Annotated in this window: 17 protein-coding genes; 8 read left to right on the forward strand and 9 right to left on the reverse strand. The window is 51.4% G+C overall.

Annotation, left to right across the window (positions count from 1 at the left end):
* Nucleotides 1–42 precede the first annotated feature (42 nt).
* From O3660_RS03120 to O3660_RS03135, 4 genes are all read right to left on the reverse strand, one after another.
* Entirely contained in the window at nucleotides 43–2,079 is a 2,037-nt protein-coding gene (locus O3660_RS03120; RefSeq protein WP_049350786.1) for a M3 family metallopeptidase, read from the reverse strand.
* A 121-nt stretch (nucleotides 2,080–2,200) separates the two neighbouring features.
* A complete protein-coding gene (locus O3660_RS03125) occupies nucleotides 2,201–3,067 on the reverse strand; it encodes a hypothetical protein (RefSeq protein ID WP_371464547.1) in 867 nt (288 codons plus the stop codon).
* Between the two features lie 67 nt (nucleotides 3,068–3,134).
* The gene (locus tag O3660_RS03130) at nucleotides 3,135–3,998 is read right to left on the reverse strand and encodes a mechanosensitive ion channel family protein (protein WP_049350784.1); all 864 of its coding nucleotides are present in this window, start codon (nucleotides 3,996–3,998) and stop codon (nucleotides 3,135–3,137) included.
* Between the two features lie 21 nt (nucleotides 3,999–4,019).
* Nucleotides 4,020–4,514 (reverse strand): restriction endonuclease, encoded by a 495-nt coding sequence (locus O3660_RS03135; protein ID WP_049328318.1) that lies wholly within the window; start codon nucleotides 4,512–4,514, stop codon nucleotides 4,020–4,022.
* Nucleotides 4,515–4,804: 290 nt separating this feature from the next.
* Here O3660_RS03135 and O3660_RS03140 point away from each other — a divergent pair, with 290 nt between their 5' ends.
* Nucleotides 4,805–5,140 (forward strand): hypothetical protein, encoded by a 336-nt coding sequence (locus tag O3660_RS03140; RefSeq protein ID WP_049350783.1) that lies wholly within the window; start codon nucleotides 4,805–4,807, stop codon nucleotides 5,138–5,140.
* Between the two features lie 345 nt (nucleotides 5,141–5,485).
* Here O3660_RS03140 and dnaE read toward each other — a convergent pair whose 3' ends face one another.
* Entirely contained in the window at nucleotides 5,486–8,920 is a 3,435-nt protein-coding gene (dnaE, locus tag O3660_RS03145; RefSeq protein ID WP_049350782.1) for a DNA polymerase III subunit alpha, read from the reverse strand.
* Between the two features lie 165 nt (nucleotides 8,921–9,085).
* On the opposite strand from dnaE, the gene O3660_RS03150 reads away from it, so the two are divergent.
* Together O3660_RS03150 and O3660_RS03155 are read left to right on the forward strand one after the other, a co-directional pair.
* A complete protein-coding gene (locus O3660_RS03150) occupies nucleotides 9,086–9,319 on the forward strand; it encodes an RNA-binding S4 domain-containing protein (protein ID WP_002221492.1) in 234 nt (77 codons plus the stop codon).
* A complete protein-coding gene (locus O3660_RS03155; protein WP_049350781.1) occupies nucleotides 9,297–9,515 on the forward strand; it encodes a hypothetical protein in 219 nt (72 codons plus the stop codon). The genes O3660_RS03150 and O3660_RS03155 overlap by 23 nt, the downstream gene beginning before the upstream one ends.
* Nucleotides 9,516–9,615: 100 nt before the next feature.
* Here the strand turns inward: O3660_RS03155 and O3660_RS03160 are convergent, their stop codons facing one another.
* Both O3660_RS03160 and yihA read right to left on the reverse strand, forming a co-directional pair.
* Nucleotides 9,616–10,086 carry a PepSY domain-containing protein gene (locus O3660_RS03160; protein WP_318250423.1) on the reverse strand — a complete coding sequence of 157 codons (471 nt, stop codon included), beginning with the start codon at nucleotides 10,084–10,086 and terminating at the stop codon, nucleotides 9,616–9,618.
* 350 nt (nucleotides 10,087–10,436) lie between these two features.
* Complete coding sequence (gene yihA, locus O3660_RS03165) at nucleotides 10,437–11,069, reverse strand: ribosome biogenesis GTP-binding protein YihA/YsxC (protein ID WP_049350779.1); 633 nt, start codon at nucleotides 11,067–11,069, stop codon at nucleotides 10,437–10,439.
* Nucleotides 11,070–11,284: 215 nt separating this feature from the next.
* On the opposite strand from yihA, the gene O3660_RS03170 reads away from it, so the two are divergent.
* From O3660_RS03170 to rarD, 5 genes are all read left to right on the forward strand, one after another.
* Nucleotides 11,285–11,908, forward strand: a complete 624-nt coding sequence (locus O3660_RS03170) for a cytochrome c (RefSeq protein WP_003684518.1) — start codon at nucleotides 11,285–11,287, stop codon at nucleotides 11,906–11,908.
* A gap of 265 nt (nucleotides 11,909–12,173) precedes the next feature.
* Nucleotides 12,174–14,126, forward strand: a complete 1,953-nt coding sequence (locus O3660_RS03175) for a cytochrome c biogenesis protein ResB (RefSeq protein ID WP_371464593.1) — start codon at nucleotides 12,174–12,176, stop codon at nucleotides 14,124–14,126.
* Nucleotides 14,119–15,306 (forward strand): c-type cytochrome biogenesis protein CcsB, encoded by a 1,188-nt coding sequence (gene ccsB, locus O3660_RS03180; protein WP_371464548.1) that lies wholly within the window; start codon nucleotides 14,119–14,121, stop codon nucleotides 15,304–15,306. The genes O3660_RS03175 and ccsB overlap by 8 nt, the downstream gene beginning before the upstream one ends.
* A 99-nt stretch (nucleotides 15,307–15,405) precedes the next feature.
* A complete protein-coding gene (tsaD, locus tag O3660_RS03185; protein WP_049350776.1) occupies nucleotides 15,406–16,476 on the forward strand; it encodes a tRNA (adenosine(37)-N6)-threonylcarbamoyltransferase complex transferase subunit TsaD in 1,071 nt (356 codons plus the stop codon).
* A 39-nt stretch (nucleotides 16,477–16,515) separates the two neighbouring features.
* On the forward strand, nucleotides 16,516–17,418 hold the full coding sequence (gene rarD / locus O3660_RS03190) for an EamA family transporter RarD (RefSeq protein ID WP_049350775.1): 903 nt from the start codon (nucleotides 16,516–16,518) through the stop codon (nucleotides 17,416–17,418).
* A gap of 93 nt (nucleotides 17,419–17,511) precedes the next feature.
* On the opposite strand, the gene murU is transcribed toward rarD, so the two are convergent.
* Nucleotides 17,512–18,207: an N-acetylmuramate alpha-1-phosphate uridylyltransferase MurU gene (gene murU, locus O3660_RS03195; RefSeq protein ID WP_049350774.1), complete on the reverse strand. Its 696-nt coding sequence runs from the start codon at nucleotides 18,205–18,207 to the stop codon at nucleotides 17,512–17,514.
* A gap of 85 nt (nucleotides 18,208–18,292) precedes the next feature.
* The gene (gene hpaC / locus O3660_RS03200) at nucleotides 18,293–18,793 is read right to left on the reverse strand and encodes a 4-hydroxyphenylacetate 3-monooxygenase, reductase component (protein ID WP_003684519.1); all 501 of its coding nucleotides are present in this window, start codon (nucleotides 18,791–18,793) and stop codon (nucleotides 18,293–18,295) included.
* Between the last annotated feature and the right edge of the window lie 6 nt (nucleotides 18,794–18,799).

Genomic DNA, 18,799 nt, shown 5'->3' on the forward strand with positions numbered 1-18,799 from the left:
CCTTTAGCGTTGAATCAGCAATTAAAACGGCGGATTTTCAAATCAAGCAGCGTTGTCGAAACCGCTGTGGCGGAGTAGGGCATCCAGGCTTGGTTCGCGGCCGCGGAAGGCTTTGAAGGATTCTGCTGCACTGCGCGAACCGCCGACGGCCAGTATTTCTTTCCAGAAGCGGCGGCCGGTTTCGGCAACATCGTCGCTTTCTTCAAAAGCGGCGTAAGCGTCTGCACTCAAAACTTCCGCCCATGCGTAGCTGTAATAGCCTGCGGCGTAGCCGCCGGCGAAGATGTGGCTGAAGCTTAAGGCAAAGCGGTTGTATGCCGGCGGCTGGGTTACGGCGACTTCTTGACGCACTTTGTCCAAGATTTGCGGCCATTCTTTCAGACGGCCTTCATCTTCCTGATGGTAGATTTCCATGTCGAAGAGGGCAAATTCCATTTGACGAACGAGGAACATACCGCGTTGGAAGTTTTTGGCCGCGTGCATTTTGTCGAACAGCTCTTTCGGCAATACTGCGCCGGTTTCTTCGTGCGAGGACATTTGCGCCAATACGTCGTATTCCCAAACGAAGTTTTCCATGAATTGGCTAGGCAGCTCGACCGCGTCCCATTCGACGCCGTTGATGCCGGATACGCCCACTTCGTCAACCTGGGTCAACAAGTGGTGCAGGCCGTGGCCGGTTTCGTGGAAGAGGGTGATGATTTCGTCGTGGCTCAAACGCGCTTCTTTGTCGCCAACAGGCGGGGTAAAGTTGCAGACGAGGTAGGCAGTCGGCAGTTGCAGCGTACCGTCGGCGAAACGGCGGCGGCTTTTATAGCCGTCCATCCATGCGCCGCCGCGTTTGCCTTCGCGTGCGTATAAGTCCATGTAAACGCCGCCGATGGTTTGGCCGTCTTGTTTCAGCTCAAAATAGCGCACGTCTTTGTGCCAAACGGGGACGGTTTTTTCAGCCAGCTCGATGCCGTAGAGTTTTTTGATTTGGGCAAACAGGCCTGCCAATACTTTGCTGATAGGGAAGTATTTTTTCACTTCGGTTTCGCTGAAGGCGTATTTGGCTTGGCGCAGTTTTTCGGCGGCGTAGCTCAAATCCCAAGATTGCGGATCTTCGATATTCAGGCTCTCGCGCGCAAAGGCTTTGATTTCGGCAAAGTCTTTTTCGGCAAACGGTTTGGCGCGGCGGGCAAGGTCGTGCAGGAAGTTCAGAACCTGTTCGGGCGTATCCGCCATTTTGGTTGCCAGCGACAGCTCGGCGTAGTTTTTGAAGCCGAGTAGTTTGGCGGTTTTCAGCGCGTTTGCAAGCGTTTGTTCGACGTTGGCCGTGTTGTCGAATTTGCCTTCGTCAGCCAATTCGCTGGCACGGGTAACGTAGGCGCGGTAGATTTGTTCGCGCAGTTCGCGGTTGTCAGCGTATTGGATAACGGCGAGGTAGTGCGGAATCTGCAGGCCGATTTTGTAGCCTGTTTTGTCTTCGCTTTGCGCGGCGGCGGCAAACATGGCGATGGAGTCTTCGGGGATGCCGGCAAGCGACGCGGCATCGTCAAAGTAAATGCCGAAAGCGTCGGTCGCGTCTTGGACGTTTTGTGCGAATTTGACACCCAGTTGCGCGCCTTCGGTTTGCAGTTGCGCCAGTTCTGCCTGCTGTTCGGGCGGTAATTCGGCACCGCTGAGGACGAAGTCGCGCAAGTCGTGGTTGAGCTTGGTTTGCTGCGCTTGGGAGAGGGTGTTGAATTCGGCAGAATTTTTGATGATTTTGAAGCGGTTGTACAACTCGATGTCTTGACCGATTTCGGTGAAGAAAATGGTGATTTCAGGCATCAATTCGTTGTATACGGCACGCAGCTCGGGCGTATCGACCACGGAGTTGAGATGGGAAACCACGCTCCAAATGCGGCCGACGCGTTCGGTAATATCGGTTAGTTTTTCGACGGTGTTGGCCCAGTCGGTATGCGTTTGCGCTTTGATGGCGGCGATTTGTTCGCGCGCTTCGGCGATAGCGGTTTGCAGGGCGGGTTTGATGTCTTCGGTTTTAATTTGGTCGAAACGGGGTTCTTCGCCCAAGTGGAGCAGGACGTTGTCGCTCATATGGTTTCTCCTGAATAAGATGGATTCAGACGGCCTTGTGGCCGTCTGAAAAGAAAACGATAGGCGTTATATGGTGGCAGACAGGCAGAATTAAAGTGTCCCGCCTGCCTGTCGGCCAATCTTATTCTGCGCCGCGCGGATTGGCGTGCAACGGTGCAGCCAGTTCGAGGCGCATCGGCGTGCCTTTCGGGGCAAATACGGCATTGGCAATATTGGTTTGCAGGGATTCGGCAAACGAGCCGCGATACACTTTTGCGCCTTGGTGGGTCAGGTTGGATTGTACGTCGACGTACACTTCTCCGCCGATTTGACGCCAGAGGTGGCAGAAGGTGTAGTCTTCGGACAGATAGCGTTTGCTTTCCGGATCAACCATGCAGTCGAAGAATCGGTAGTGTAGGCCTTTGTCTTCTCTGTTATAGTCACTGTCGGAGATGTAGTTCAACTCGGGGTAGGCTGCCATCATTTTTTCAAATACGCTGCGCTTGATAACCATAAAGCCGGTTGGCGCATCATGAACTTTCATAAAACCGTCTTCATCGACTTTCAGTACGATTTCACCGTTTTCATTTTTTTCGCTGGTGTTGACGGTATAAGAAGTGTACATGCGCTCGAAGTCGGCTTGTGTCGTGCCGGCCGGAACGCCTTCTTCAGGCCAATTCTCGCATTTGAGCGGATAAATGCCTGCCACAACATCTTTGTCTGCCAAAAGCAGGCGGTAGAATGAATCGGGAGAAAAGCCGATGTCGGAGTCAATCCAGAATAAATGCGTCCATTCTTTGTTTTCTAAGAATGTAGCCACGCAGTTGTTGCGCGCGCGCGTAATCAGGCTTTCGCCACGCTGCATCATTACTTGAAGCGGCAGGCCGTGCGAGGCGTTGGTGTGGACGATGTTTAGAAGCGAGAGGGTGTAGTTGTGGAAATATTTGCCGTCATGGCTGGGGGTCATAATGACGGGGTACATTTCGGCAAGAGCTGATTCGGGCAACATGATTTTTCCTTATTGTTGATTGTGAATTTGGGTATTGTAAGGGATTTGATAGTTTATATAAACTTGGCTATTTTAATTTATTGATTAATTGGTATTGCGTGCGCAAGAATTCGTCCAAAACCGCCTGTTGGATTTCCAAGCGTTTGACTACGGGCGAGGCAAAGCGCACGATGATGTTGTACACCTTATCGTCATGTGGCACGCGGGATACACGCGGCTGGGCGGCGGGCGTGATAAACAATTTTTGGGTTTGCACGTTTTCCAAATGCTGTTTGATGGCAGGGACATAAGGCTCGCACAAGGGCTCAAGAACGTCTTTCAGACGGCCTATGATTTCGTCCGAATCCAAATGAATCGGCACGGGAATTTCCACCGTATGAATCACATAATCGCCCAAAATATTGTCGCGGCGCACGGTGTGGCTCAGAAGTAAGCTGTTGGGAAACGAGAGCGTTTTGCCGGAAAGCTGGCCAATCAACGGATTTGGGCCTATTTGCATCATCAGCGTGTTCAGCATATTGATATCGACCACCCGTCCGCGCAGGCCGTTAATTTCGATGTAGTCGCCGATGGAATATTGTTTGGTTACCGAGCGCAGGATGCTGCCGGACAAACACATAATCAATTCTTTGGTCGCCACCACAATTGCTGCGGCTACCGCAAACATTGACAACGCCAAAGTTTGAATCTGCGCCGCCCAAATCATCGCCAGCCCGAACAAGAGCAGCAGCATGGTAATGTTGCGGCTGACCACCAGCGAACGGCGTTTGTTTTCAATGCTTAAATCCGGATGGCTGCGAAAATGCGCCGAGAGCAAAATGCTGCGTCCGGCAATGACGGCCACAATCATCAATACCGACATCAAAGCCGATTTGATGATTTCTTCGCTGACAGGCAAAGCGTTCAGCCATTCCTGTATGGTGTTCCACATAATGCTGTTTCCTTTCCCTTTTTAGGCCGTCTGAAAACCCACGCGTTCAAAAATTTCTGCCGCACACGCTTCCGATACCGCAAACAAAGTTGCCACGCTGCCCAAAGCCCGTTGTGCTGCCACGCTCAAATCGTCGCGGCATACTTCGCCCAGCCACTCAACCGGCCGCACCAGCGACATTTTCTCATCATCCCATTGCGGACAATGCACCGCTCCGCCTGTAATCCTGCCGACCCGATAACGGCGCAAAGCAGGCGAGTAGGTCAGTACGCCATCTCCATCAGCCAATTCGTTGACAAACCGCCACATTTGGGCCGCGCCCGATTGCGCCGTTCTCAATTTCACATCCGGCACGGCCGAACGGTAAATATCCGTCAGCTCCTCACGGCCAAAACCTTTTGCCGCCGCTTCTGCCAGCATGGGCCAAGCCAACGCCGCCACGCCGCGCTCGAAAAATACGTCATAAAGCACACCTTGAGTGCTGCGAACCATATAAAGTCTGGCTTGTTTTCCCATTGCAGTACCTGTTTGTTTGAAGAACCCATCCCTTTGTTTCTATGTTACCTGTTACGGCTGAAAAATTCGATATTTTGAATGGTCGGAAGGGTTTGAAGTTCTCGCTGAAAATAAATGAATTATAAATGAAAGGCCGTCTGAAGAAATAAAATAGGCTGATATATCAACAGATGATATATCGTAACAATATATTAATAACTGTAAAATTTTTTATGTTTGTATCAGAAAAAGATAAGATGAAAGAATCAATCGAGAAAGATTGCTATTCACTGAACATTAGGAGAGAAAAAATGACCTGCAAAACCCACGAACATCATGACCACGTCCACGGCGCAAACTGCGGACACACTGCCATCAAACACGAAGGCCACGTCGATTATCTGCACGACGGGCACCTGCACCATGAGCACAACGGCCACTACGACGAGCATGCTCTGAGTGTCAATGAAACCAATCCTGACGGCTGCCATCCGGTTGACACCTGCCACGGCCACGTTCACAGCGAAGGTTGTGGCCACGAAGCCGTACCGCACGGCGATCACGTCGACTACATCGTCAACGGCCGTCTGCACCACCAACACGGCGACCATTGCGACGACCACGGCCCTGTTGAAATCGTTAAATAAAACTGTTTTTCAGACGGCCTTTAATATGGGGCTTCTATAGAAAAAGGGGGTGTATTTTCACTCCCTTTGTTTGGTTTGCCCTATATTTAAAACTGCTGTGGCTTACCGCCTCAAAAACTGTATTAAACCAATGTATTTACTGGGTGCTTGACATTGTTTCGGCATTGTCGCTCCCCTTTGTTGTGGGCTATCTTTCCTTATTGGTCAAAGGCTTTATGCAATAAACTTTTCAGATAACCGTTCTATACAATAAGGTCGTCTGAAAGCCGAATATTGATTTATGTTTTTAAAGCGCTTTTTAAATTAAAGGCCGTCTGAACGTGTAGTTTCAGACGGCCTTTAGTTTTACCAATTCACACGAACTGCCCTGCTGCCGAGCAATGTTTCCAGTTCGTCAAACAAGGCGGTGCTTGGCGTTACCATCCATTTGGGCGCAATTTTCAATTTGCCCGATGCTTTGCCGTTGCTGTACGACAGTTGCAGCGGGATGTGCGACGTGTCGGGCAGGCGGTGTGCGGTGAGGATGGTGGCGAGGCGTGTTATGTCGTGGCCGGGTGCGAGGGCGAGGCTGAGACTGCGGGCGTAACGTTCGCGCGCCATTTGCAGGGTCATGACTTGGTTTGCCATGATGCGTAGTCCGTCGCCGCCGCCGTAGTCGTCGCGGCTGACTTTGGATTCGATAATCAGCACTTGGTCGGATTTGAGGTAGTCGGCGCAGTTTTCCAGCGTCTGGCCGCTGACCATGATTTCAATCTGCCCGCTCAAATCTTCGAGGCTGACGAAGGCGATTTTGCCGCGCTTGCCCATCATGGTGCGCACGGCGGTCACGAATCCGGCGAGGCGCACGCTGTCTTGCGGTTTCAGACGACCTAATTTGGTCGGGGCGATTTGGCGGACTTCTTGGGCATATGGGCCGAACGGGTGGCCGGAGAGGTAGAAGCCGATGACGGTTTTTTCTTCGGCGAGTTTTTCCGATTCGCTCCACATGGGCGCATCGATGAGCTGCACCGGTTCGATGGCGTCTTCCATCATGTCGAAAAGCCCGCCCTGATTGGCGTTGGCGGCTTTTTGGTCGGCGTTGTTCATGGCGAGGTCGATGTTCGCCAAGAGCATGGCGCGGTTGGGTTCGATGCTGTCGAACGCGCCGCCGCGTATCAGGGCTTCGAGGGTGCGGCGGTTCATGTGTTCTTTGCCGACGCGCTCGCAGAAGTCCAAGAGGCCGGTAAACTTGCCGCCGCTTTGCCGCGCGGCGATGATGGATTCGACGGCGGCTTCGCCCGTGCCTTTAATCGCGCCGAGTGCGTAGCGGATTTTCATGTTCGGATACGGCGTGAAGCGGTAGTCGGATTCGTTGATGTCGGGCGGCAGGAACTCGATGCCGTTGGCGCGGCAGTCGTCGTAGAAATGCTTGAGCTGGTCGGTGTTGTCCAATTCAGACGACATGGTTGCCGCCATAAATTCGGCGGGGTAATGGGCTTTGAGCCATGCGGTCTGGTAGGAAATCAGAGCGTAGGCGGCGGCGTGGGATTTGTTGAAACCGTAGCCGGCGAATTTTTCCATGTAGTTGAAGATTTCGTCGGATTTTTCGCGCGAAATGCCTTGTTTCGCCGCGCCTTCGGCGAAGATTTCGCGGTGTTTCACCATTTCTTCAGGTTTTTTCTTACCCATGGCACGACGCAGCAAGTCCGCGCCGCCGAGCGAGTAGCCGCCGATAATCTGCGCCGCCTGCATCACTTGTTCCTGATACACCATAATCCCGTAGGTTGGCGCGAGGATGCCTTCTAGCAGCGGGTGGATGTATTGGAATTCCTGACCTTTCATGCGCGCAACGAAGTCGGGAATGTTATCCATCGGGCCGGGGCGGTAGAGCGATACGAAGGCGATGAGTTCTTCAAACTTGGTGGTGTGCGCCGTTTTCAGCATTTTTTTCATGCCGGTCGACTCGAACTGGAAGACGGCGGTGGTGTTCGCATCGCGGAAGATTTGGTAGGCGGCTTGGTCGTCGAGCGGAATCTTGCCGACATCGACGATATCGCCTGTGGTGTTTTTGATGTTGTTCTGCGCCATTTCGATAATGGTCAGGTTGCGCAGACCCAAAAAGTCGAACTTCACCAAACCCACGTCTTCCACGTCGCCCTTGTCGTACATGGATACGGGCGAGGCGGATTCGTCCGCCTGATACACGGGGCTGTAATCGGAAATCTTGCCCGGCGCAATCAACACGCCGCCCGCATGCATACCCAGACCGCGCGTCAAATCTTCCAGCTTTTTCGCCAGCGTAATCAGTTCGTCCGCTTCTTCCGCTTCGATTAATTCCTGAATTTGCGGCTCGGCCTTCATTGCATCGTCCAGCCCCAGAGGTTTGTTGGCTTCCAACGGAATCAGCTTGGACAGTTTGTCGCACAGCATAAACGGCAGTTCCAGCACGCGCCCCACATCTCGGATGACCGCTTTGGACGACATCGTGCCGAAAGTCACAATCTGGCTGACCGCTTCCGCGCCGTATTTTTCGCGCACATATTCAATCACGCGGCCGCGGTTTGCCTGACAGAAGTCCACGTCGAAGTCAGGCATGGAAACGCGTTCGGGGTTTAGGAAACGTTCGAACAGCAGCGCGTATTTCAGCGGGTCGAGGTCGGTAATCTTCAGCGAATACGCCACCAGCGAACCTGCGCCCGAACCACGGCCCGGTCCTACCGGACAGCCGTGCGTTTTCGCCCAGTTAATAAAGTCTTGTACGATAAGGAAATAGCCGGGGAATTTCATCTGGATGATGATGTTCAGCTCAAAATCCAAACGTTCCTGATATTCCGGCATTTTTTCTGCGCGTTCCGCTTCGTTGGGATAAAGCTGAACCATGCGTTCTTGCAAGCCTTCGTTGGACAGTTTCACCAAATAATCATCCAGCGACAGGCCGTCCGGAGTAGGGAAGAGCGGCAGAAAGTTTTTGCCCAATGTGATGTGCAGATTACAGCGTTTGGCGATTTCTACCGTGTTTTCTAGGGCTTCAGGCAAATCGGCGAAACGTTCGGCCATGGTTTCCGGTGGAATGAAAAACTGGCTCGGCGTAAAATCGCGCGGACGTTTCTTATCCGTCAATACCCAGCCGCCAGCGATACATACCCGCGCCTCGTGTGCGTTGAAATCATCGCTGCTCATAAACTGGGTCGGATGCGTTGCTACCACCGGCAAACCCAGTTCCTCCGCCAGCTTCACGCTGCCGGAAACGCAAGCCTCCCATTCGGGGCGTTCGGGCAGGCGTTGCAGCTCTAAATAAAACGCATCGGGAAACCACGCCGCATACTTCAACGCCGCCGCACGCGCTGCGTCTTCGTTGCCGTTCAAAAGATTCACGCCCACTTCGCCGTAATGCGCGCCGCTCAAGCAAATCAAGCCGCTGTTGTCGCCGCTTTCCAGCCATTCGGGATTAAGTTCCGCATGATGGATATTGCGGTCTTTGCCGACATAAGCCGCCGTCAAAAGCTCGCTCAAGCGCAGATAGCCCGCATCGTTGCGGATAATCAGCATGGCGCGAAACGGCTTGTCGGGCGCATTCGGATTACCTATCCATACATCTGCCGCGCCGACGGGCTTAATCCCCGCGCTGCGGCAGGCTTTATAGAATTTCACCAAACCGAATTCGTTCATCAAATCGCTGATGCCCAAAGCAGGCAAACCATATTCCTGCGCTTTGGCAATCAGTTTTTTAATCCGCACCATACCGTCGGTAATCGAAAATTCGGTATGCAGGCGCAGGGGGATGTAGGTCGGCTCGGTCATGGCAAAATCGGCGTGAACAATAAAAGGCGTATTGTAGCAGGGTTGGCAGCTAAAGGCCGTCTGAAAACCAAATGTAATGAGTTTGGATAAAGCAAATAAAACAGAAGGGGGCTTTCTTTCAGACGGCCATGTTAAAATATCGCCCTTATTGAAAAGGATTGAATGATGGAAGCAACAGTCTATCTTGAAGACAATGAATACATCGCTTTATGCGACCTGTTGAAACTGGCCGGCCTAGCCGAAAGCGGCGGACAGGCAAAAGCGTTTATCGCCGAAGGGCTGGTGTTGCGTAACGGCGAAACCGAAACCCGTAAGACCGCCAAAATACGCGGCGGCGAAGTGATTGAATTTGACGGCGCACGCTTGGAAATTGCTGATGGATACGACCCTGAAGAATAAAGCCGAAGCCATCTTGGGCGAGCCGCTTTTAGATGAACCTGTCCGCCCCGAGTCGTGGGAATGTTGCGGCAGCGAGTGCGGCGATGCCTGTATCCAGACAATGTATTGGGCGGAAAAAGCACGCTATGACGCGCAACGGCGGAAATTGAAAGAAGCGGGTTGGACTGATGGCGAAGATGAGGCAAAGGCCGTCTGAAAACGATTGGGCTTGATAGAAGCTGTGTTTCAAACAATGCTGCATTAAAGCCAATGCCGTCTGAAAGTTCCAGACGGCATTGGCTTTTTTAAAGTTTAAATTAAGATTTTGTTACCTCGGAAGCGGTTGCATTTTCAGGTGTGCCAGGTGCAGCATCTGCAGGAGCCTGATAATCTGTATTTTGCGATGAAGAGGGCTCGGCATTGTCATAGTTATCATGTTTATGATGCTTATCATGTTTACCAAAGTGTCGTTTGTCTTGATCGTCATCTTGTGCTACTGCCAATACTTTGCCGTTTTGAGCATCAACCAAAGCTTCGTATTCGACGCCGTCTTTCAAGATTTCTACTTTGTAACGGCCGCCCAAATGTTGTTTGTATTTGTAATCGACATCTTTAACGACGCCACCCACTTCTGCTACCGCTGCTGCGGCTGCTTGCTGGCCGGAAACCTTTGCAAACATACCTTCTTTGAAAGCCATGGTACCTGCTGCACCGGCAACGCCCAAACTTGAAGTAATAATACCGGCAATGATGAGTTTTTTTGAAATAAAAGCGTTAATGCGTTTCATAATTTTCTTTCCTACTGTGTTGTTGAACGATGAATGCATTCTATGCCTCAACAATTAGCTGAATATGAGCAAAACGCTAAGATGTGTAATGGGTTGCAATACTAAAATTAACACTTTAATAATGGAGATCGAAGCCGCGCTTTCAGACGGCCTTGCTGATATGTTGTGATGGCATATTTGGCGCAGATTGTGGTTTGCATGTGAAAACAAAAAAGTGTGATGAAAAAAGGGCATGTGTGAGACATGCCCCCGGATTAAATGGTAAATGCGATGGTGAGAAACCAAATGACGGAATAAGATTTGCGGTTGGTCAACTCATTTCATCCCGCCTTGTTTTACAATCACTCAGGCTATGTTTCGCCTGCAAAATTCTCGATTTCTTTGCAATGCGCGTCAAACCATGAGCCGACCACTTGATTGACTTCGTCCATGCCTTGTTTTTTCAGGCTGGAGAATAATTGAACGCTGATTTTTTGGCGTTCGGTGTAGGGTTTGAGTGATTTTTTTACTGCGGCCAACGTTTTAATCTGGTCGTTTTTAGATAGCTTGTCTGCTTTTGACAGCAGGATATGCACAGGACGGCCGGTAATGTGGAAAAAGTCCAGCATTTGAATGTCTAAAGCTTTGAGCGGATGGCGCGAGTCCATAATCAAAATCAGGCCGATCAGTTGGCGGCGTTGTTGCAGGTAGTCGCCCAAGAGTTTGACCCAGTGCGTACGGATGGCCTCCGGTACTTGCGCGTAGCCGTAGCCGGGCAAATCGACCATGAAATTGCCGTTTTCCAGTTCAAAGAAATTGATGTGTTGGGTGCGTCCCGGTGTTTTGGAAACATAGGCAAGGCGCACATGATTGGTTAAAGTATTGATGGCGCTGGATTTGCCGGCATTGCTTCGGCCGACAAAGGCAATCTCGGCTGGCGTGTCGGGTAGGTCTTTCAGATGGTTGACCGTTGTAAAGAATTTGGCGTTTTGAAAAAGGTTCATTAGTATTTCCTTGCATGGAAACAAAACTGCAACATCATAATTTGTATCGGGCATTTATGTTGCAGCAGTTTGGTAATTTGAGTAGTAATTTAATGTAAACTTGGTATAGAATAGCACGTTTATAGAATTATCGGTTTTAATCGGGAAAATTCCCCGGTATTTGAGTATAAAAAAGGCATTGACGCGGTACGCAATGCTGTAATCAGGAGCACTCCATGAAACGATTGACTTTATTGGCCTTGGTATTGGCTGCCGGCGCGGTTTCCGCTGCCCCTAAAGCAGATGCTGAAAAAGGCAAACAGGTAGCGACTACTATCTGTGCGGCGTGTCACGCAGCCGATGGTAACAGCGGTATCGCAACTTATCCTAAACTGGCAGGTCAGGCTGCGGCCTACACCTACGGCCAAACCATGGCCATCAAAGACGGTACCCGTACCCACGGTGCTGCCGGCGTGATGAAACCGATGGTGATGAATTTGTCCGAACAAGACATCCGCGACGCTGCCGCCTACTACGCCAAACAACAAGGCAAACCGGGCGAAGCCAATCCTAAAGAAAACCCAGAGTTGGGCGCGAAAATCTATCGCGGCGGCCTGAGCGCTAAAAAACTGCCGGCATGTATGTCTTGCCACGGTCCTAGCGGCGCAGGTATCCCAGGCGGCGGTACTGAAATCCAAGCCTATCCTCGTCTGGGCGGCCAACACAAAGCTTACGTTGTCGAGCAAATGAAAGCTTACCAATCCGGCCAACGCAAAAACGCCATCATGGCCGATATTGCCAACCGCCTGAGCGAAGAAGAGTTGAACGCAGTAGCCAACTTTATCCAAGGTTTGCACTAATTTCGTTTTAAAACGAGCTTATTGATACAGGCCGTCTGAAAACCCTTCAGACGGCCTTAGCCAATATATGCCGATAAGCCTGATTGTTTTTTTCAAATAGCGACAGTAAGATTTTGACTACAATATACAGTATTCTTCCTTTCGCATCATAACGTCCATCGCAGCCCGATTGATTGGGTTGTTCAAAGCCGACAGTTGAAACATGAGTAAATCTTCATCATCCGTCCCACTCATCCGCAGACCATGGTTTGCCTTTTTCAGCTCCATGCGTTTTGCCGTCGCCTTGCTCAGCCTATTGGGCGTGGCTTCGATTATCGGTACGGTCTTGCAGCAAAACCAGCCACAAGTTGATTATTTGGTGAAATTCGGCCCGTTTTGGTCGCAGATTTTCGGTTTTTTGGGCCTGTACGACGTGTACGCCTCGGCGTGGTTCGTTGTCATCATGATGTTTTTGGTGATTTCCACCGGATTGTGCCTGATTCGCAATGTTCCGCCGTTTTTGCGCGAGATTCGTTCGTTCCGTGAAAACGCGAAGGAAAAATCGCTGGCGGCAATGCGCCATTCCATCGTTTTAGACGGACAGGTAACGCCCGAAGTCGCGCAACGGTATTTGGAAGTACAAGGCTATGGCTGCAAAACCGTTACGCGTGAAGACGGTTCGGTTTTGGTGGCGGCGAAAAAAGGCGCGATGAACAAATGGGGCTATATCTTTGCCCATGCCGCGCTGATTGTGATTTGTTTGGGCGGTTTGATAGACAGCAATATCCTGCTGAAAATCGGTATGCTCACCGGACGAATCGTGCCCGACAATACGGCGGTTTACGCCAAAGACTTTAAGCCAGAAAGCGTGTTGGGTGAATCCAACCTGTCGTTTAGGGGCAATGTCAATATCGCGGAAGGGCAGAGCGCGGACGTGGTGTTTCTGAATGCGGATAACGGCATGCTGGTGCAAGACCTGCCGTTTTCGGTCAAATTAAAGAAATTCCATATCGACTTTTACGATACTGGTATGCCGCGTGATTTTGCCAGCGACTTGGAAGTAACGGACAAGGCAACCGGCAAAGTCAGCGAACACACTATCCGCGTCAACCATCCTTTGACGTTGCACGGTATTACGGTTTATCAGGCAAGTTTTGCCGACGGCGGCTCTGACTTGACGTTTAAAGCGTGGAATCTGGCTGATGCCGACCGTACTCCGGTTAAACTCAAAGCAACGTCTATGCGCGAGTTTCCGCTGGATTTGGGCAAGACCTCTTATAAACTGGAATTTGACCAGTTTACTTCGATGAACGTCGAAGACATGAGCGAGCCGTCTGAAAAAGAGCAAAACTTGAAATCCGCCATCAATGATGTTCGCTCTGTCCGTCAAGAAGGCAAAAAATACACAAATATCGGCCCGTCTATCGTTTACCGTATCCGCGACAAAGCAGGGCAGGCGGTCGAATATAAAAACTATATGTTGCCGGTAAAACAAGATGAAGACTATTTCTTTATTACCGGTACACGCAGCGGCTTGGCGCAGCAATACCGTTGGTTGCGCATTCCGATGGATAAAAACGGCCAAATCGACACCTTTATGGCTTTGCGCCAATATCTGAAAGACGATGCGGCACGCCGTAAAACTGTTGCCAACGCCGTTAAAGGCGCACCTGCCGAAATCCGTGAGCAATTCATGGCGGCGGCGGAAAACACCTTGTCTATTTTTGCCAAAGGCGGCTATTTGGCTTTGGACGAATTTGTTACCACCAACATTCCGAAAGAGCAGCAGGAAAAAATGCAGGGCTATTTCTATGAGATGCTCTATGGCGTGATGAATGCCGCTTTGGAAGATACGATCAGCACATACAATCTGCCGGCTTGGCCGCAGGATGAAAAACGCAACCGCTTCCTGTTGCACGCAATGGATGCTTACACCGGTTTGACCGAATATCCCGCGCCAATGCTGCTGCAACTGGAAAGTTTTGCCGAAGTACGCTCTTCCGGCCTGCAGATGACCCGTTCGCCGGGCGCATTCTTGGTGTATTTGGGTTCGGTATTGCTGGTGTTGGGTACGGTATTTATGTTCTATATTCGTGAAAAACGTGCTTGGCTGCTGTTTTCAGACGGCCGTATCCGTTTTGCCATGTCTTCCAGCCGCAACGAACGCGACTTGCAGAAAGAATTTCCGCAACACACACGGCAATTGCAGCAGCTTGCCAAGGATTTGAACCATGAATAACAAACATCAGGCCTTGCCCGAGCATGAGCTTCTGACACATAAATCATTTATCCGAAACCTCAACCTTTTCGACTGGGCATTTGCGCTGCTGATTGCAATCGGTGCGTTTATTGCCCAAACCCAGGCTGGTCTGCACATGGACATCTACGAAATGGTAATTTTGTGGGTGAGTGCCGGTATTGCCGTTTTTCTGGGTTGGTTTTTCAAACCGATGCGCTGGTTTATCCCTTTGGGCGTGTGCTTGGCGTATTTGGCCGTTGATTTGTATGGTGGCGACATCAAACGTGCAGACGGCTTCTTGCTCAAATACCTGTTAAGCAGCCAGTCGGCGATTATGTGGCAATGCGCGTTTGTGTTCTTCGCCTTGTTTACCTATATCGTCGGCGCGATAGCGGCGGTGCGCAAAAATGTGCCGTCCAATACGCTTTTGGGCATGGGTACCGTGTTTGCATGGGTTTCAGCGGTGGCGGGTTTTGTCGGTTTGTTGGTGCGCTGGCATGAAAGCTATCTGCTGCGTCCCGATGCCGGCCATATTCCGGTTTCCAACCTTTACGAAGTATTTATCTTGTTCTTGGTCATTACGGCGCTGATGTACCTCTATTACGAAGGCCGTTTTGCCGTACAAAAACTGGGCGGCTTCGTCTTCAGCTTTATGGCGATTGTGGTCGGATTTGTCTTGTGGTACAGCGTTTCACGCGAGGCGCATGCCATTCAGCCGCTGATTCCTGCTTTGCAGTCTTGGTGGATGAAAATCCACGTTCCGGCCAACTTTATCGGCTACGGCGCATTTTGTATCGCCGCCATGCTGGGTATTGCCGAACTGCTGGCACTCAGAAAAGAAGATGCAGGCAAAAAATCATGGCTGCCGCACTCGCAGGTCATTGAAGAAGTCATGTACAAAGCGATTGCCGTCGGTTTCCTGTTCTTTACCATTGCCACCATTCTCGGCGCATTGTGGGCGGCCGACGCGTGGGGCCGCTATTGGAGCTGGGACCCGAAAGAAACTTGGGCATTTATCGTTTGGCTGAATTACGCTGTCTGGTTGCATTTGCGACTGGTGGCAGGCTGGCGCGGCAGGGTGTTGGCTTGGTGGGCGGTCATCGGCCTGATCATTACCGCCTTTGCCTTTATCGGCGTGAATATGTTCTTAAGCGGCCTGCATTCTTACGGCACTTTGTAAGCAGCCTATCCCGCACTTTATTTCAGACGGCCTTTTTCCGTTTTCGGAGAAAACGCCGTCTGAATCGTTTTTAATCATTTTTTCAGACGGCCTCAAACCATGTTGGTATTAGGAATTGAATCATCTTGCGACGAAACCGGCGTTGCGCTCTATGATACCGAGCGCGGCCTGTTGGCGCATCATTTGCACACACAAATGGCGATGCACGCCGAGTACGGCGGCGTTGTCCCCGAATTGGCCAGCCGCGACCATATCCGCCGTGTCGTGCCATTGACGCAAGGTTGCTTGAAGGAGGCAGGCGTAGGCTATGCCGATATCGACGCGGTTGCCTTTACGCAAGGCCCGGGTTTGGGCGGCGCGTTACTGGCCGGTTCAGGCTTTGCCAACGCCTTGGCATTTGCCATCGGCAAGCCCGTTATCCCCGTCCACCATCTTGAAGGCCATTTGCTCTCACCTTTGTTGGCAGACGACAAGCCTGAATTTCCATTTGTTGCTTTGCTGGTGTCGGGCGGACATACGCAATTTATGGCTGTACGCGGTATCGGCGATTACACCTTGCTGGGTGAGAGCGTGGATGATGCGGCGGGCGAGGCGTTTGATAAAACGGCCAAGCTTTTGGGTTTGCCTTATCCCGGCGGTGCCAAATTATCCGAGTTGGCCAAACTTGGCACGCCTGATGCTTTCACATTCCCACGCCCCATGCTTCATTCGCACGATTTACAGATGAGCTTTTCCGGTTTGAAAACCGCCGTTTTGACCGCTGTCGAAAAAGTCTGTGCCGAAACCGGCAGCGATGAAATTCCGGAACAAACACGCAACGACATTTGCCGCGCTTTCCAAGATGCGGTGGTTGACGTATTGGCGGCCAAAGCCAAAAAAGCGTTGTTGGATACCGGCTTCAGAACTTTGGTGGTTGCCGGCGGTGTGGGTGCAAACTGGAAACTGCGTGATGAATTTTCGCGCTTAACCGTTAAAATGCCGTCTGAAAAAGGCCAACCCAAGCCGCAGGAAGAAAAAATCAACGTCTATTTCCCACCGATGGCATACTGTACCGACAACGGCGCAATGATTGCCTTTGCCGGCGCGATGCGTCTTGCCGAGCGTCAGGCTGTCGGTGCATTCAATGTCAAACCGCGCTGGCCGCTGTCGGATATTGTGAAACAGGGCTGATGTATTAGACTGCTTCGATGCAATGAAAGGCCGTCTGAAATGACGAATTTATCTAAAGGTTTGCTGGCGGCCATAACGTCCAATGCATTGTTTGCTATGCTGTTTCTGTACGGCGTATGGATGCAGCCGATGAGCGGCACGGAAATTTTTGCGTGGCGTATGGTGGCGATGCTGTCGGCTTTATGCGTGCTGATGACAATGGTCAACGGTTGGCAGGCTGCGGCGCGGTTTGCGAACAATATCGGCCGTGATTGGAAGCGGTGGCTGTTGATTGTATTGCCGACGCCGATATTTGCCAGTCAGTTGTGGCTGTTTGTCTGGGGGCCGGTCAACGGGGAAGGGGTAAACATCGCCATGGGTTATTTCCTGTTTCCTTTGGCGATGATGCTGGGTGGACGGATTTGGTTTAAAGAGCGTTTAAACCGGTTGCAGAGGGTTGCCGTTGCATTGGCCTGTGCAGGCGTGGCATGTGAATTGGTACGGTCGGGTGCGTTTTCGTGGACGACTGTATGGGTGTTCGGTACTTATCCGTTTTATTATCTACTGCGCCGAAAACTGGGCGTGCCTTCTTTAATCGGTCTGGCCTTTGATTTAATGATGATTACGCCGTTTGCGTTGGCGTATATTTTGCTGGCAACGGATACGCCGGCGATGATAGCGGCCAAACCGGCATTAATCTTTTTTATTGTGTTGCTGGGCTTTAATAGCGCAATATCCATGCATTTGAATTTGAAGGCAAATCAGTTACTTCCGGTTGCGGTGTTCGGTATGTTGAGCTATTTGGAACCTGTATTGCTTTTTATTGTGTCGATTGTGTGGCTGGGCGAGCCGGTGCAAAAAGGCGCATTGATCGGTTATGGCCTGATTTGGTCGGGATTATGCGTGATGATCGTCAATGGCTTGTTGGGAATGAAGAAAGAAAAGAAATTGGCCAAAGCTTGATGATAGATTAAGGCCGTCTGAAAAATGGGTTGACCAATTTTTTCAGACGGCCTTTGATATTGAAAGGGACGTATCGGATACGCCCCTTTTGTTTTACCAGCTTTGGGCAATACGGTCGGCTTCTTGCAGGCGTTCGACTGTGCCGACGTCCAACCAAAGGCCGTTGTGGTGTTCGCCGCTGATTTTGCTTTGACTCATGGCCTGACGCAACAGGGGGGCAAGTTTGGCAGCTTGGTGCGCCGGGGTATCTTTGAAAAGCGCAGGATGATAGACACCTACGCCGCTGAAAGTCAGGGCTTGGCCGTCTGTGGATGAGGCGGAAACCAGGCCGTCTGAAAGCAGGCCGAAGTCGCCTTCGGGATGATGGGGCGGATTGTCCACCAGCCACAAATGGGCGAGAAGGTTGTGTTCCTGCATACGCTTGGCAGCCAGTTGTGCAGCTTGGAAATCAATGTCGGTCAATACGTCGCCATTGACGACCAAAAACGGCTCGTCGCCCAAAAGAGGCAGGGCGGTGGCAATGCCGCCAGCGGTTTCCAGACCTCCGGCGCGTTCGGGAGAATAGGCAATGCGCACGCCGTAGTCTGAACCGTCTTTCAAGGTATCTTCGATTTGCTGGCCAAGCCAGGCATGGTTGATGACGATTTCAGTGAATCCGGCCTGTTGCAGGCGGCGCAAGTGCCAACCGATAAGCGGCGTGCCAGCTACTTCGAGTAAGGGTTTGGGCGTGTGGTCGGTCAGGGGGCGCATGCGTTCGCCGCGACCGGCGGCCAGGATCATTGCTTTCATGGGTGTGCCTATAATGTGTGAAACAGAAAAGGTCCCAGGCCGTCTGAAAAATGAAACCGATGTTTCAGACGGCTGAGACCTTTATTTATGCCAAATATTTGAATTGCCTACGGAAATACAGCAATGCCGGTGCTTGCGTGTCGGTATTGCGGATTTCATTGAGCTGAACGAAAAAGACGTAATGCGTGCCGATTTCGCGTTGATCAACAATGCTGCCGTGCAGGTGCGCCAGCGCGCCTTCGACTTCGAGCTGCCCGGTTTGCCCTCTATGCCAAATATGGTATTCGAAGCGTTCTTCGGGCGAGAGGTCGGTCAGTCCGGCAAAGTGTTCGGCGATATCCTGCTGGCTGTCGTTGAGCGTGTTGATGCACAAATCATGGTTGCCTTGCAGGATGGGAATGATGGCGGATTGGCGGTTGATGCACAGCATGACCGTCGGTGGCTCGTCGGTAACGGCAGTGACGGCAGTCATGGTAATGCCATAGCGTCCTGCTTCGCCGTCTGTCGTGATAACATGCACGCCGGCGGCACAGGAGGCCATGGCATCTCGAAATGATCTCTTGAGTGTGTGTGTTGAGTCTGTCATCCGGCT

The organism is Neisseria sp. 27098_8_139, from assembly GCF_041433195.1.
In the GTDB taxonomy this organism is placed as follows: Bacteria; Pseudomonadota; Gammaproteobacteria; order Burkholderiales; family Neisseriaceae; genus Neisseria; species Neisseria subflava.